Genomic DNA, 14998 nt, shown 5'->3' on the forward strand with positions numbered 1-14998 from the left:
ATGATACGCAAAGCAAAGCGGCGCGCATTCTAAATCGTCATGCTGTCGTCAGTCTTCCGGCTGTGCCGTGCCCGCAGACTTCTGCGCCGCAATGAACTCGGCTGCATCGTCCGGGATGTCGTCCAGATCATCGTCGCTGCCAACATCCACGTTGAGCGGCGGCTTCTTGAACAGGATATCGTACAGCACCGGAACGATATACAGGGTCATCAGGGTGGCGTAGCTCAGGCCGCAGATGATGACGATGGCCATGCCGCTCATCAGCTGGCTTGCCATATCGCCGCTGAACACCAGCTGCAGCATGGCCAGCACGGTGGTCAGGGTGGTCATGAGGATGGGGCGCATACGGGTCTTGCCGGTAGCCACCAGCGCAGCGCGGCGCTCCATGCCGCCAATGCGCAGCTGGTTTGCATAGTCCACGAACACGATGCCGTTGTTGACAACCGTGCCCATCAGCACGATGAAGCCCATCAAGGAGATCATGGTGAGCTGCTGGCCGGTGATCAGCAGGCCCAGCAGGCCGCCGGTAAAGGCCAGCGGCACCGTGAACAGCACGATGAAGGGGGACAGCAGGCTCTGGAACTGTGCCACCATGACCAGATATACAAAGGGCAGGGCCAGAGCCATCCACTGCACCATTTCGTTCACCATGTAGTCGGTGCTCTCGGTCTCGCCGCCCAGCGTGATGCTGCAGCTCTCCGGCATCTCGCCGCTGGCTGCGTACTCGTCCAGCTTCTTCTGCAGCACGCGGGACTGCACCATGGTGTTGTAGCCATCCAGCGTATCCGCCGTCACAGTGACATACTCGGTCTGGTTCTCGCTGGTAATGGCATCCGGTGCGGTGCCGGTGGTCCAGCTGGCGATATCGTTCAGGGTGCAGGTACCATTGGTCACTGTGCCGTCTGCCGACATTTCGGTGGTCTCAAAGGTAAGCTCCATCATGTTTTCCTTGGTGACGGGGTCCAGATTATTGGTGATCTGGACATCCATGGTGGTGCCGTTCACCGTGACGGGGGTCTGGGCCGTGGCGGTGGTGGTGAGCTTTGCCGCGATCTGCTGGTATACCTGCGCAACGGTCAGGCCGTAGGCGCGCACCTTGTCGCGGTCCACCTTCAGAATGATGGTGGCATCGCCGCTGCCAAGGCCGTTGTCCGCATTGGCAAAGCCCTCGGTATCGTTGACGATCTCCATTACCTTCTCGGAAACGGTGGTCAGCGTTTCCGGATCCTTGCCGTAGACCTTGACCGACAGGCCGGTGGCCAGCTGGCTGGTCAGATCATCGGTCATGCCGTACAGCTTGACCTCAGCGGTGCAGTTCTCGATCTGGGACACTGCATCCTCCATGGCCTGCCGGGTCTTTTCCACCTCACGGGAGGAAAGGCTCTCGCTCATCATGACGTTGATCTTGTATCTGCCGTAGGCATTGGCGGAGTTCAGGATATCAGTGATGGCAGTGGGCAGGCCCAGCTGGCTGATATCCAGACCGGCCATGCTGGTGTCGAGGGTGATGCCCACCTCTTCCACATTTTCCACATTCAGGGCCGCCTGTGCCACCTGACCCGCAATGGCATAGGATTCCTCCTTGGTCAGGCCGTCAGCGGTGGACAGGGTGATCTGCGCCTCGTTGCTGGTGATGCTGGGCAGCAGCTCCACGCCCATGTTCAGCACCTGCCAGCCGCTGAACACCAGCAGCACCACCGCCGCGATCAGGGGCAGGGCACGGTGCTGCAGGCACCATTCCAGACTATGGGCATACTTTTCCTGCACCTTTTCAAACCAGGCAAGGCGCTTGGGTTCAGCTTTTTTCAGCACGGTAGAGGATGCCGCCGGGACCACCGTGAGCGCCACGATGAGGGAGGCCATCAGGCAGTAACCGATGCACAGAGACATGGGCATCATCAGGCTGCGCACAATGCTGGCCGAGAACACCACCGGCAGGAACACGCACACCGAGGTGAGGGTGGAGGCCACCACCGACATGCCCACCTGTTTTGTGCCCTGCACGGCAGCGCGGGCCGCAGGCACGCCGCGGCTGCGCAGACGGTAGACGTTCTCAATGACGACCACCGAGTTATCCACCAGCATACCAATGCCGAGGGAAAGGCCGGCCAGGGTCATCACGTTCAGGTCCAGCCCGGTAAAGTACATGAGCACCACCGCGAACAGAACGGACAGCGGGATGCTGATGCCGACCACGAGGGTGGGCTTGATATCCTTCAGGAAGATGGCCAGCACGATGATGGCCAGTGCAGCGCCCACCACCATGCTGGTGAGGATGCTGTTGATGACGATGGTGATGTAGTTGCCCTGATTGGACAGCACCACCATGTGCAGGCCGTCGTATTGTTTTTCCAGCTCTTTAAATGCGGTCAGGCAGTTGTCGGAGACCTCGCCTGCGCTGGAAGTCGCATTCTTATAGATTTTGAGGATGGATGCCTTTTCGCCGTTCAGGCGGGTGTAGCTGTCGGCGGAGTTATCAATGACCTCCACATCCGCCACATCAGAAAGGCGCACGTCGCCGTAGCCCTCCACATGCAGCAGCAGGGCACCGCTGATATCCTTCACACTGTCGTACTCTTCGCCGACTTTCAGCAGCCAGGACTCGCCGTCCTTATCCTGCACGTAACCGGCCGGCATGGAGAAGTTCTGGGCATAGATGAGCTGCGCCAGCGTTTCAATGTCCAGCTGCTTTGTCACATCGGCCTGTGCCAGAGCGTTGGTCTTGGCCGTCTCGTACTCTGCCTTGGCGGCCTCCAGCTGCTTTTCGTACTCGTTCAGCATTTCACGCGCTTCGGTGAACTGCATATAGGCGTTGAGCTGCTGCTGGGAGAAGCTGCCCAGTGCGCCGGAGAACTCGGTCATCAGCTGGGGCACATTGTCCATGGCCTTGATAGTGCTTTCCAGCGTGTTATAGACCACATTCAGGCTTTCCTGCAGCTGCATCTCATTGGCAAGATCCTCTGCGGTGCTACCTTCGGAGCCGGTCTCGGTGTTCACGCGCTCCTGCAGCTTCTGCAGGGCGGTAGTGAGCTTATCGGTAATGGTGCGCAGCTCAGCCACAATATCGATCAGAGAGTCGATATCTCGCATACCGGTCTCGTTGAACTTGTCCATGACCTTCTGCAGACCGTCGCGCACCTCGATCAGGGCCTGCTGGATCTCAGGCTCCTTGACCACAGCGATCAGGCTGTTCACGCTCTCCAGAAGAGCCTGCGCCTGCGCGCGCACCGTTTCCACTGCGGCACCCACCTCGGTGCTCATCTGGCTCATGACCGAGTTGGACACCGTATTGCCAAAGTTTTTCAGCTGCTTTTCGTATTCCTTGCGTCCGGCGGTGATCTGCGCCTCGGCGCTTTCCAGCTGGGAGCGGGCTGCAGCCAGCTGGGTATCGATCAGTTCCAGCAGCTTTGCGTTGATTCCGTCGATCTTATCCTGATTGAGCTGCACCTGCACCAGCTTTTCCACCAGACCGCTGGACGAAACGCTGGACACACCGCCCTTGCGCTGCACTTCCGGCACAAGGGTGTTCTGGATAAACTCAGAAAGCTCGTACTGGTCGGCACCTTCGCGGCTGACAGCCACCGTCATGAAAGCGTTCATGTTCAGGCTGTACTCAATGATGGAGGGGGTCAGGCAGGTGCTGGGCAGGTCGCTTTTGGCCTGATCCAGCTTGTTGGACACCTTGACCAGCGCGCTGTTCATATCCGTATCCTCGGCAAACTCCATCAGCAGCAGGCTGTAGTTTTCTGCCGATGTTGCGGTGATCTTGGACACGCCCGGCACTGTGAGCGAGTTCTGCAGCACATCCGAGACCTCGCTCTCCACACGCTCCGGGCTTGCGCCGGGATACACGGTGACCACCATCAGATACGGTGTGTTCACGTTGGGCAGCAAGTTCGTATCCATCTTTGTGACCGCCACAAAGCCCAGAATCAGGATCATGACCACTGCAACCAGCACCGTAAACGGCTTTTTGACACTGAATTTTTCCATTTTCTCCTACCGTTTCTCTGCCTTGCCGCAAAGCAGGACAGCTGCTTTCCCTGCGGGAAAGGCTACACTTCAACATTTTTATTATACACGCAAGCCCCCGCCTTGCAAGAGCGGGGTGGGATTCTTTTGCGATTCTTTAGATACTTTCGCAAGATTTTAACATTTGCCGTTCCATTTTTCCATTTTTCGGCTGCGGGTGCGACCAAATTCGGTCAGTCTTCCTTTATGGATACGCGGCAGCCGGGCAGATTGTTGCACCTTTTTAAAATTTTTCTGCTGAAGCGCCAGAGCCGCTTTTTGTTTTTTGCGTGGAAATGTGCATTTGAATATGTTATACTAGAGTACAGAATGGATCAGCAGGCTCTTTTTCGGGCCTTATCCTATAGATTCGACCGATAAAAACGAGGAACACTATGAAAAAAGTCATTTCCGTCCGTTTCAAAGAGAACGGCAAAAGCTATTATTTTGATCCCGCCGGGGCCGACATCAAAACCGGCGAATACGTGATCGTGGAGACCGCCCGCGGCATTGAGTGCGGCGAGGTGGTGCAGGGCGTGAGGGAGATCGCCGATGCGGCAGTGCCCAAGGCCCTCAAGCCCATTACCCGCATGGCCGACAGCGTGGATATCCGCCGGATGCGCCAGAACCGTGAGGACGAAAAGCGCGCCTACCGCACCTGTCAGGAGTGCATTGCCCGCCACGGCCTGGAAATGAAGCTTGTGGAGGCCGAGTATACCCTAGACCGCTCCAAGATCATGTTCTACTTTACCGCCGATGGCCGCGTGGACTTCCGCGAGCTGGTCAAGGATCTGGCCGGTATCTTCCACACCCGCATCGAGCTGCGCCAGATCGGCGTGCGGGACGAGAGCAAGATGATCGGCGGCCTTGGCATCTGCGGCCAGCCCTTCTGCTGCAGCCGCTTTTTAAAGGACTTCCAGCCTGTCTCCATCAAGATGGCCAAGGAGCAGGGCCTTTCGCTGAACCCCACCAAGATCAGCGGTGCCTGCGGCCGCCTGATGTGCTGCCTTGCCTATGAGGAGAGCGCCTACGAGTACCTGAACAGCATCATGCCCATGGTGGGCAGCACCGTGCGCACGCCGGACGGTCTTGGCACCGTGCTGGAGGTGAACCCGGTCTCCGGCTACCTGCGGGTGCGCTGCGGCACCGAGAGCCTTTCGCCCCGTTACTATAAGGTGGGCGTGTGCGAATATATCAGCGGCGGCAAGCGTGCGCCCCGCCGCCCGGACCCGGACGACGATTACTCCGGCGTGCGCAACCCGGCCCCGGTGGTGGCTTCCTCCGACGATGGCGAAAAGCGCTGCGCGGGCGGTGGCTGCGCCCGGAAGCGCGCTGCCGAAAAGGAGTGAGGGCCGCGCCGGCGGCTCTGAGGGGTTAGTCTGCCAAAACTAACTGTTCTTCGTGATTTTTGCCAAAAAACTCCTGCAAATTTGGCCATAAGTTAGCCTGTGCTTTTGTGCAACCCAACAAAAAACAGACTTTTGTGTTTTTCGGGTCACGGTTAGTCTTGCCTTTTCTCACCTGCTTTGTTAAAATGCAGGCAAGGATATGATTTCCGGAGAGACATGCACAGCCGTGCCATACATGACTCTTCATACATACTTCGGGCACGGAGATAAAAAGGAGAGTTTATTATGGCACACAAGGTTTCTGACGCATGTGTTGGCTGCGGCGCTTGCGAGGGCGCTTGCCCGGTTGGCGCTATCACCGTTGATGGTGTTGCTTCTGTGAACGCAGACGCTTGCATCGACTGCGGCGCTTGCGAGGGTGCTTGCCCCACCGGTGCTATCACTGCTGAATAATTTTAGCAGCTGCACAAAAAACGCATCAAAAGCAGCAGGCCTGTCCAAAGCAGGTCTGCTGCTTTTTTGTTTTGCAGTAATTCGCACAAATTCCCCGAGCAATTCCACGCATTTTTTTGAGAGGGTACGGCACACTTATCTATGGAACATTCTACCGAAGTCTTGTATAATAGAACTATGGTTTATTGCTCGCCGGAGCATCGTTTCGGCTCCGACGCGCTGCTGCTGGCCCGTTTCTGTGAGCCAAAGCGTGCCCAGAAGGCCGCAGACCTGTGCTCCGGCTGCGGCATCGTGGCGCTGGAATGGCACGACCGCGGCCACCGCGGCCCCTGCATAGGGCTGGAGCTGCAGCCCGAGGGCAGCGCCCTGCTTTCCGCTGCGGTGCAGGAGCAGGACATCGGGCACATTGAGCCTGTCTGTGCCGACCTGCGCGCTTTCCGGCAGGGCGAGGGCAGTTTTGACGTGTGTGCGTGCAATCCGCCCTATTTCACGGATGGGCCTCAGAGCCGGAATGCAGCCCACGCCCTTGCCCGGCACGAGAACACCTGCACGCTGGACGATGTGTGCCAGTGTGCGTTCCGCCTTTTGAAGGACGGCGGGCGCTTTGCGCTGTGCCACCGGCCGGAACGGCTGGCGGAGGTGCTGGCGGTGCTGCGGGCCAACCGGCTGGAGCCGAAGCGGCTGGCCTTTGTAAAGAACAAGGCGGACGGCGCGCCATGGCTCTTCCTTGTGGAAGCGCAAAAGAACCGCAAGACCGGCCTGCGGGTGGAGCCGGATGTGTTGATCAGCGCCGGTGCGGCGTTATATGGGAGGTAAACTATGGCAGGAACTCTTTATATCGTGGCAACGCCCATCGGCAATCTGGACGATATGCCGCCGCGCGTAGCGGCCACCTTTGGCGCGGCAGACTTTATTGCCGCCGAGGACACCCGTGTGACCATGAAGCTGCTGAACTTTCTGGGCCTGAAAAAGCCCATGGTCAGCTACTATGAGCACGCCCTGCAGAAGGGTGAGGGCATCCTGCGCCGCATTGAGGCAGGCGAGAGCTGCGCCCTGTGCAGTGATGCCGGCATGCCCTGCGTCTCCGACCCGGGCGAGGTGATCGTGCGGGACGCACTGGCCCGGGGCATCAAAGTGGTGCCGGTGCCGGCGGCCTCTGCCTGCGTCACCGCGCTGGCCGTGTCCGGGCAGGACACCTCCCGCTGGGTGTTTGAGGGCTTTCTGCCCGTGAACCGCAAGCAGAAAAAAGAGCGGCTGGCTGAGCTTTTGCAGGAAAAGCGCACCACCATCTTTTACGAAGCGCCCCACAAGCTGCGCACCACGCTGGACGATCTGGCCAATGCCTTTGGCGCAGACCGCAGCATCACCCTGTGCCGGGAGCTGACAAAGCTGCACGAGGATATCTGGAAGACTACCCTCGGCGAGGCGGTGGAGCACTACAAGACCAACGAGCCGCGCGGCGAGTATGTGCTGGTGATGGCCGGTGCGCCGGAGACCGCCGACCCGGAGCAGAAGCTGACACTGGAGCAGGCAGCGCATCGGGCGCTGGAGCTGACCGGGCAGGGCTTTGGCCCCACCGCCGCAGCCAAGGCGGCGGCACAGGGTACACCTTATTCTAAAAGCGAAGTGTACAAGCAGCTGCTGGTATTGCAACAGGGCCAGCAGGCTGGTGAATGACAGCATCTCAGGTAAATGGTAATAGAGGAGGACCCCTTTTGTGACAAAACTTCTGGTTTTGAGCGACAGCCACGGCGGACGTGCCGCCATTGAGCGCGTGCTGATGAAAGAGAGCAAAAGCATCGATGCCCTGATTTTTCTGGGCGACGGCCTGCGGGATCTGGAACTGGCTCTGACGCAGTACCCCAAGCTGCGGGCCTACTCGGTGGCGGGCAACTGCGATTACGGCGCACTGGAACCCACCGACGGCCTTGCCGCCTTTGACGGCGTGGTGATCTTTTACACCCACGGTCATATGTACGGTGTAAAATACGATCTGGATACGCTGGCAGATGCCGCATCTGCCCGGGGTGCCGAGGTGGCCCTGTTCGGCCACACCCACATCCCCCATGCAGAGGCCCGCAGCGGGGTGTTCCTGTTCAACCCCGGCTCCTGCGGCCGGTGTTACACCGGGCCGGACACCTACGGCATCCTGACGCTGGACGAAGGCAAAGTGATCACATACGAACACAAAGAGGTACCCAAACAATGAGCATCAATGAGGTGCGCTATCTGCCGGAATGCGGCAGCACCAACGCTTACGCCAAAGAACATTTTGAGGAGTTCGGCCCGGTGGGCGCGGTGTATACCGAGAACCAGACCGCCGGCCGCGGACGGCTGGGCCGCAGCTGGGTGAACGCCGAGGGCAAGGCCCTGTATTATACAGCAGCCATCCGGGAACCGCTGGCCCAGCCTGCCACCCTGCCGCTGCTGGCAAGCCTTGCCGTGCGCACCCAGCTCAAGCTGCGCTACGGCGTGGACTGCCAGATCAAGTGGCCCAACGACCTTCTGCTCAATGGCAAAAAGGCCGTGGGCATCCTGTGCGAGAGCGTGAGCTACGGCTACCAGCAGCAGGGCAGGGGCATTTTGTGCGGCATCGGCATCAATCTGGCCCAGCCGCAGAGCTACTTTGATGCCGCCGGTCTGCCCAACGGCACCTCGCTGGCGCTGCAGGGCGCAAAGGTGGATCTTTCCACCGACCCCGCATGGCTGGCCGAGGGCCTGACCGACTTTGGCTTTGACCGCAACATGTATGTGTTTGCCCGCGATGGCTTTGCACCCTTCCGGGAGGAATACAAAGCCGCCTGCGTCAATCTGGGCCGCCGGGTCACTTTTGACCTGCCGGACGGCGGGCAGGGTGCCGGTGAAGCTGTCGATGTGGACGAAGAGGGCCGTCTGGTGGTGCGCACCGACAGCGGCGAAGTGCACGTTTTTACCGGCGAAGTATCGGTGCACGGCATCTACGGGGCCGTCTGAGTTTTATAGAACTGTACGCTCCACGCAGACAGTTTTAAGTCTGCATGGAGTTTCTTTGCACATTTTTGCTCGATTTTTCCGCAAAACGCTTGAATTCACGAACTTTTTGTGAATTTGTTGTGTACATTTCCAGTTGCCAATTCAGCCATACTTTAGTATAATAGAGTACGTGCCAGCGTATCCTTTGTTGGATAGGATGCGCGTGTTTTAGGAAATAGGAAAACGGACAGCACAAGCGCCATGCCCCAAAAAGCAAGGCACTTGTGCTGTCGCAAGGAGAGCAAGCATGAAAGATCAAGAATCCTTCAAGCCGTATATTCCTGCGGAAAAGATCACCGCGGAAATGACGGCGACCTCTGTGATCATGGGCATCATCCTGTCTGTGGTCTTTGGCGCTGCAAATGCCTATCTGGGCCTGCGCGTCGGCATGACTGTTTCTGCCTCCATTCCGGCAGCAGTCATCTCTATGGGCGTGATCCGCGTCCTGCTCAAAAAGAACTCCATTCTGGAGAGCAACATGGTGCAGACCATCGGTTCCGCAGGCGAGAGCCTGGCCGCCGGTGCCATCTTCACCATGCCCGCACTGTTCCTGTGGGCAAAAGAGGGCCTGTGCGACAAGCCCAGCATCCTGGAGATCACCCTGATCGCCCTGTGCGGCGGCATTCTGGGCGTTCTGTTCATGGTGCCCCTGCGCAACGCCCTGATCGTCAAGGAACACGCCACCCTGCTGTACCCGGAAGGCACCGCCTGTGCAGACGTTCTGCTGGCCGGTGAAGAGGGCGGTGCAAACGCCTCCACCGTGTTCTCCGGCATGGGTCTGGCAGCCATCTTCAAGTTCATCGTGGACGGCCTGAAGATGATCCCCGCCGACATTGCCGTGGCCTTCAGTTCCTTCAAGGGTGCTCTGGGCATGGAAGTGTACCCCGCTCTGCTGGGCGTGGGCTACATCGTCGGCCCCAAGACCGCTTCCTACATGTTCACCGGTTCTCTGGTGGGCTGGATGGTCATTATCCCGCTGATCTGCCTGTTCGGCGCAAACATCTCCCTGTACCCGGCAGCAGCCGGCACCACCATTGCTGATCTGTATGCAGCAGGCGGTGCAGACGCTATCTGGTCCAACTACGTCAAGTATATCGGCGCAGGCGCCATTGCTACCGGCGGTATCATCTCGCTGATCAAGAGCCTGCCTCTGATCGCATCCACCTTCCGTGATGCCATGAAGAGCATGAAGGGCGGCAGTGCTTCCGGCACCTCCCGTACCGAGAAGGACATGCCCATGCCCTTTATTCTGGGCGGCATCCTGCTCATCATCCTCATCATCTGGCTGGCTCCGGCAATCCCCGTCAGCCCGCTGGGTGCTCTGCTGATCGTCATCTTCGGCTTCTTCTTCTCCACCGTCTCTGCACGTATGGTCGGCATGATCGGCAGCTCCAACAACCCGGTCTCCGGCATGACCATTGCCACCCTGCTGATCGCTACCATGATCCTGAAGGCCACCGGCAACGTTGGCATCGAGGGCATGATCGGCTCCATGGCAATCGCATCTGTCATCTGCATCTGCGCTGCCATTGCTGCAGATACCTCTCAGGACCTGAAGACCGGCTACCTGCTGGGCGCGACCCCGGTCAAGCAGCAGATCGGCGAGCTGATCGGCGTTGTTGCTGCCGGTCTGGCCATCGGCGGTGTGCTGTACCTGCTGGACAGCGCATGGGGCTACGGTGGTGCTGAGGTCCCCGCACCGCAGGCTACCCTGATGAAGATGATCGTTGAGGGCATCATGGGCGGCAACCTGCCCTGGAACCTGGTGTTCACCGGTGTGTTCCTTGCCATTGCCCTGGAGATCCTGCGCATCCCTGTGATGCCGTTCGCCATCGGCCTGTATCTGCCCATCTACCTGAACACCTCCATCATGATCGGTGGTGCTGTGCGCTGGTTCATGGACAGCCGCAAGAACGTTGACGCTGCCACCAAGGAAGAGCAGACCACCAACGGCACCCTGTTCTGCGCCGGTATGATCGCAGGCGAGGGCCTTGTGGGCATCCTGCTGGCTGTGTTTGCCGTGTTTGGCATCAGCACTGCCCTGAGCATTGATCTGGGCAACATTGGCGGCGTGGTCCTGATGATCGTGATGATCGCATGCCTGCTGGCCTTCTCCATGAAGAAAAAGAAGAACTGATGAGTAAGAAAAAGCAGTCCATCAACTATCTGGACCTTATTCCGCAGCGGGCGGAAACCCTGCGCTGGCACACAGACGAAGCCACCGGCCTTATCACCCTTGAGGTGGAGAACACCGGTGTGTTCAATACGATCGCGCAAAAAGTGTTTCATAAACCGCGCACCACACAGGTGCATCTGGACGAGACCGGCAGCTATCTCTGGCCGCTGATCGACGGCCAGAAGACCGTTGCACAGCTTGCTGACTGCATGAAGCAGCAGTTTGGTGAAAAAGCTGAACCGCTGTACCCGCGCATCATCAAGTATTTCCAGATCGTGGAATCTTACCACTTTATCAAGTTCCTCAACCAATAAGCGCAAAAGAAGCGGCGCTCAGAGCCTGTTGCAAGGCACTGAGCGCCGCTTTTCTTATTCTTTTTTACTGCTCCAATCTACCGCATCTGCGGCCACGGCATTTTATCTGCGGCGCTTTCTCCTTTTAAGGTTCAGCGAGCCACCGCCCGCGGCAAGAGTGACCGCCGTTAATGCAGCGAGGATGAACAGCAGTGCACACAACAGAAGCGCTGTGGCTTTGGTGTCGGTGCGGAAATCGGAGACATACTCCTTGTGGGTCACAAGGTCTACCGTGCCCACTTCATCGCCGTCCAGATACACGGTGGCTGTACCCACCACACTGCCGCTCTTGACGGTGGCCGCAATGCTCTCCGGCAGGTCGAAGGAGTAGGTAACGATATCGTCTGCGTGGCCGTAGCCGCTGACCGGCGCAGCGGCATACAGCGCCACCGCCGGTTCGGTGCGGCACTTGGTCAGCGCCACGGTGGTGAGCTCGGTCTGGGTGTCCACCAGCGGACGGTCCGCAAAGCTGGCAAAGGCCCAGTCGAACAGATCATCGCACTCGGCAAAGAGGTGGTCCGGCGTATCGCAGCCAAGGATCACCAGCCCGTAGGTGTGGCCGTCCTTTTCCGCAAAGGCCACGATGCAGCGGCCTGCCAGCGTGGTAAAGCCGCCCTTGACCCACCGGACATACTCCCGGTAGTTGGCGCTCTCGCTGTTCATCAGGCTGTTGGAGCTGCTGATGGTGCGCTCAGCCTTGCGGAGGTTAGTGGCCGGCAGGACATAGCTGGCGGTGCCCGCCACCTGTGCAAAGGTCTGGTTTGCCGCACAGGCGGCGGCGATCTTTGCCAGATCCTGCGCGGTGGACACGTTGCCGTAGTCAAACAGGCCGTGGGCACAGGTAAAGTTCGTGCCGGTGCAGCCCAGCTCCTGGGCACGGGCGTTCATCTGCTTGACGAAATCCAGCACGCTGCCGCCCACATCGTAGGCAATGACGCTGGCGGCGTCGTTGGCGCTGACGATGAGCATGGCGTTCAGCAGGTCGATGCGGCGCACCGTCTCGCCGATGCGCAGGCCCATAGTGGTGCCGTTGGCGTTCTGGATATCCCGGAACTCCTGGGTCAGGGCGGTGGGCACGGTCACTTCACCGTTCAGATCCTTGCCGCTTTCCAGCAGCAGCAGGGCCGTCATGAGCTTGGTCAGGCTGGCAACATACTGCTGCTGGTCAGCATTCTGGTTCAGGATGGTCTTGCCGGTGTCGGCGTTGAACAGGTACACCGCCTCGGTCTCGCTGGCGGTCTGGATGGGCATGGGGTATACCGCAAGGCCCGGCAGTGCAGCAGCAGCGGCCAGTGCCAGCGTGAGCACCAGCGCCGTCATGCGGCGGAAGATGGTGTTTTTGAACATGAGCGTGCCCCCTTGTATCTGCTTGCCGACGCACGGCAAAAATTTTTGTTTTGAAACAGCTCCTACTTGCCGGAAAGGCTCTGGCTTGCTATACTACTTTAAAGAATACCATAAACCAGCCAAAAGAGAAAGAGAGAAAGGCGGTTTTTAACAATGTTTCTGTCCTTTTGTGGAAAAGTTCCCCGCAATGAGGGAGCTGCGTTCGTTGCGCCCAACGCCACCGTGCAGGGCGATGTGATCCTGAAAGCCGGTTCCACGGTGTGGTACGGGGCCGTGCTGCGCGGCGACGACGGCACTTTGACCATTGGCGAAAACTCCAACGTGCAGGATAATGCCGTGCTGCACTGTGATGTGGGCGGTGCTGTAATGCTGGGCAAAAACGTCACCGTGGGCCACAGTGCCCTTGTGCACGGGTGCACGGTAGGGGACGGCAGCCTCATCGGGATGCACGCCACCCTGCTCAACCACTGCGTCGTGGGCAAAAACTGCATCATCGGCGCGGGTGCGCTGGTGCCGGAGGGCATGGTGATCCCGGACGGCTCGGTGGCCGTGGGCGTGCCCGCAAAGGTCATCAAGCAGGTGAGCCCCGCACAGATCGAGGCCAACCTGCACAACGCCGCCCACTATGTGGAGCACGGCAGAGTGCACGCAGCACAGTGCAAAATGGATTGACCCCCGTTTTTAGCCATGGTATACTGTACAAAAAGCCCTTGTTTTGGGGGCAGGAGGTAAAAAACATGAAAAATCTTTCAAGACGCGCATTCCTTAAGCTTTCCGGCGCAGCACTGCTTGCGGCAGGGCTCACCGGCACCCTGACCGCCTGCGGCGGCACAGGCAGCATTGACATCCCCGGCACTGTGAACGGCATCGGATACGTAAGCGGAAGCGCAAACCGCACGATCCTTGGCACGCAGGAATACGGCACCATCCATGTGGTCAAGGTGGTTGTCACCCTGAAAAACGTCAGCAGCCGTGCCGTCACCCTGACCGCCGACAACTTCCCGGCTGAGATCGACCATTCTGCTGCATCGCCCATCTACTTTGGCTTTGCGGACAACGCCAGCGGCGACAGCTGGTGGACCCAGAAGGACTACGAATTGCAGCCGAACGAAGAAAAGACCTTTGTGCTGATCTACCGCATCAGCGAGAGTGCCTACAACAGCTGGTTCAAGCAGGTTCATACTGTCAGCCTCACCTTTACCAGCGGCCACCAGAAGGTGACCGGCAGCTACTCCTCCGAGACCGGTGAGCTGGTGGTGGGCGAAGTAGAAAAGGCATAAGGGAAAAACTGCGATTCAGATTGACACTTTGCACCTTATCTACTATAGTGAAAGTGACAGTCTGCCGCATTCTGGAATACCAGAATTTTTGTACACCGCGCTGTTTGGTTTTTATCATTGGGAGAATTTTGTAAAAAGTTCATTGCGGGATGTTTTTTCACAGAAATGTAATGACTTTTCACTTAAAATCGGGTATACTATATCCTGCGGGGAGGCGGGGCCGCAACCGTCTTTCCGCACATGATTCCTCCTCACACCAAAGCAATACCCCAAACAGAAACTCCCTCCGGTGTACCGCAAGCGCCGGAGGGAGTTTCTGTTTGCATCAGCTTTTGTATTTTATGATTTCCTGCAATCAAAGGAGAGATTTTTATGTCTGAACTGATCACTCGCCGTACTTTTTTAAAGGCCACTGGTGCCGCCGCACTGGTCGCTGCCGCCGGCAGTATGCTGGTTGGCTGCGGCGATGGAGCGTATGCTTCCACTCCCGAAAATCTGGTTGCCCCTCCCATCGATAATAGCGATTTCGCTAATTTTGGCTCTTTTACCGCAGATATCGGCCCCTTGAGCGGGCAGTGGACTTCCAGCTCCATCTATGAATCTGATACCCGCCACAACTATTTCTACACCGGCTTCAAACTGGATAATGGCAGCGGCACCAGTGCTGTCACTGTCAACATCAGCAACTTTGCTTTCAACCATGCCGCTGGCGGCACTGGTAAGGTATGTGGTCTTGGATACAAAGGTCTGAACAGCAGCAAAACCGCCTATGTATTCAACCAGTCTCTTACTGTTCCTGCAGGCCAGTCCAGAACCGTTATTCTTTTCATCGACATCGGCCCCGTCACTACCTCTTCTATCGATAAATTCTATACAGGAGCCATAACTATCACGCTGGGTAAATTTAATCAGAAAACGGCCACCTTTACTTTTAACGGCCTGATCGGCGACCCTTCCTCTACCGTTTCCTGACAGCAAAACTCCCCTGAAATGCCGTAAAAAGCCTTTCAGGGGAGT

General features: G+C 58.2%; 13 protein-coding genes. 11 read left to right on the top strand and 2 right to left on the bottom strand.

Annotated features, from left to right (window positions below):
- Positions 1 to 48: 48 nt before the first annotated feature.
- Complete coding sequence (locus DWV57_RS10770) at positions 49 to 3993, bottom strand: efflux RND transporter permease subunit (RefSeq protein ID WP_120020788.1); 3945 nt, start codon at positions 3991 to 3993, stop codon at positions 49 to 51.
- A gap of 413 nt (positions 3994 to 4406) precedes the next feature.
- Here DWV57_RS10770 and DWV57_RS10780 point away from each other — a divergent pair, with 413 nt between their 5' ends.
- The 8 genes from DWV57_RS10780 (at position 4407) to DWV57_RS10815 (ending at position 11315) form a co-directional block, all read left to right on the top strand.
- Positions 4407 to 5360 carry a stage 0 sporulation family protein gene (locus DWV57_RS10780; RefSeq protein WP_120020790.1) on the top strand — a complete coding sequence of 318 codons (954 nt, stop codon included), beginning with the start codon at positions 4407 to 4409 and terminating at the stop codon, positions 5358 to 5360.
- Positions 5361 to 5645: 285 nt separating this feature from the next.
- Positions 5646 to 5813: a 4Fe-4S binding protein gene (locus DWV57_RS10785; protein ID WP_005937576.1), complete on the top strand. Its 168-nt coding sequence runs from the start codon at positions 5646 to 5648 to the stop codon at positions 5811 to 5813.
- Positions 5814 to 5954: 141 nt separating this feature from the next.
- A complete protein-coding gene (locus DWV57_RS10790) occupies positions 5955 to 6629 on the top strand; it encodes a methyltransferase domain-containing protein (protein WP_243112350.1) in 675 nt (224 codons plus the stop codon).
- A gap of 3 nt (positions 6630 to 6632) precedes the next feature.
- Positions 6633 to 7490: a 16S rRNA (cytidine(1402)-2'-O)-methyltransferase gene (rsmI, locus tag DWV57_RS10795; RefSeq protein ID WP_120020792.1), complete on the top strand. Its 858-nt coding sequence runs from the start codon at positions 6633 to 6635 to the stop codon at positions 7488 to 7490.
- Between the two features lie 40 nt (positions 7491 to 7530).
- The gene (locus DWV57_RS10800) at positions 7531 to 8022 is read left to right on the top strand and encodes a metallophosphoesterase (RefSeq protein ID WP_120020793.1); all 492 of its coding nucleotides are present in this window, start codon (positions 7531 to 7533) and stop codon (positions 8020 to 8022) included.
- Positions 8019 to 8786, top strand: a complete 768-nt coding sequence (locus DWV57_RS10805) for a biotin--[acetyl-CoA-carboxylase] ligase (RefSeq protein ID WP_120020794.1) — start codon at positions 8019 to 8021, stop codon at positions 8784 to 8786. The genes DWV57_RS10800 and DWV57_RS10805 overlap by 4 nt, the downstream gene beginning before the upstream one ends.
- Positions 8787 to 9072: 286 nt before the next feature.
- Positions 9073 to 10962, top strand: coding sequence for an oligopeptide transporter, OPT family (locus tag DWV57_RS10810; RefSeq protein WP_120020795.1), 1890 nt, complete (start codon positions 9073 to 9075; stop codon positions 10960 to 10962).
- Positions 10962 to 11315 (top strand): PqqD family protein, encoded by a 354-nt coding sequence (locus tag DWV57_RS10815; protein WP_097774114.1) that lies wholly within the window; start codon positions 10962 to 10964, stop codon positions 11313 to 11315. Before DWV57_RS10810 ends, DWV57_RS10815 begins: the two co-directional genes overlap by 1 nt.
- A gap of 102 nt (positions 11316 to 11417) precedes the next feature.
- On the opposite strand, the gene DWV57_RS10820 is transcribed toward DWV57_RS10815, so the two are convergent.
- Complete coding sequence (locus tag DWV57_RS10820; RefSeq protein ID WP_120020796.1) at positions 11418 to 12701, bottom strand: serine hydrolase; 1284 nt, start codon at positions 12699 to 12701, stop codon at positions 11418 to 11420.
- A gap of 153 nt (positions 12702 to 12854) precedes the next feature.
- Between DWV57_RS10820 and DWV57_RS10825 the strand changes: the two genes are divergently transcribed.
- The 3 genes from DWV57_RS10825 (at position 12855) to DWV57_RS10835 (ending at position 14953) form a co-directional block, all read left to right on the top strand.
- Positions 12855 to 13373, top strand: a complete 519-nt coding sequence (locus DWV57_RS10825; protein WP_120020797.1) for a gamma carbonic anhydrase family protein — start codon at positions 12855 to 12857, stop codon at positions 13371 to 13373.
- A gap of 65 nt (positions 13374 to 13438) precedes the next feature.
- Entirely contained in the window at positions 13439 to 13981 is a 543-nt protein-coding gene (locus tag DWV57_RS14675) for a twin-arginine translocation signal domain-containing protein (RefSeq protein ID WP_097776800.1), read from the top strand.
- Between the two features lie 372 nt (positions 13982 to 14353).
- On the top strand, positions 14354 to 14953 hold the full coding sequence (locus DWV57_RS10835) for a twin-arginine translocation signal domain-containing protein (protein ID WP_120020798.1): 600 nt from the start codon (positions 14354 to 14356) through the stop codon (positions 14951 to 14953).
- Positions 14954 to 14998: the final 45 nt, after the last annotated feature.

It is taken from the genome of Faecalibacterium sp. AF10-46 (assembly GCF_003604105.1).
Taxonomy (GTDB): domain Bacteria; phylum Bacillota; class Clostridia; order Oscillospirales; family Ruminococcaceae; genus Faecalibacterium; species Faecalibacterium taiwanense.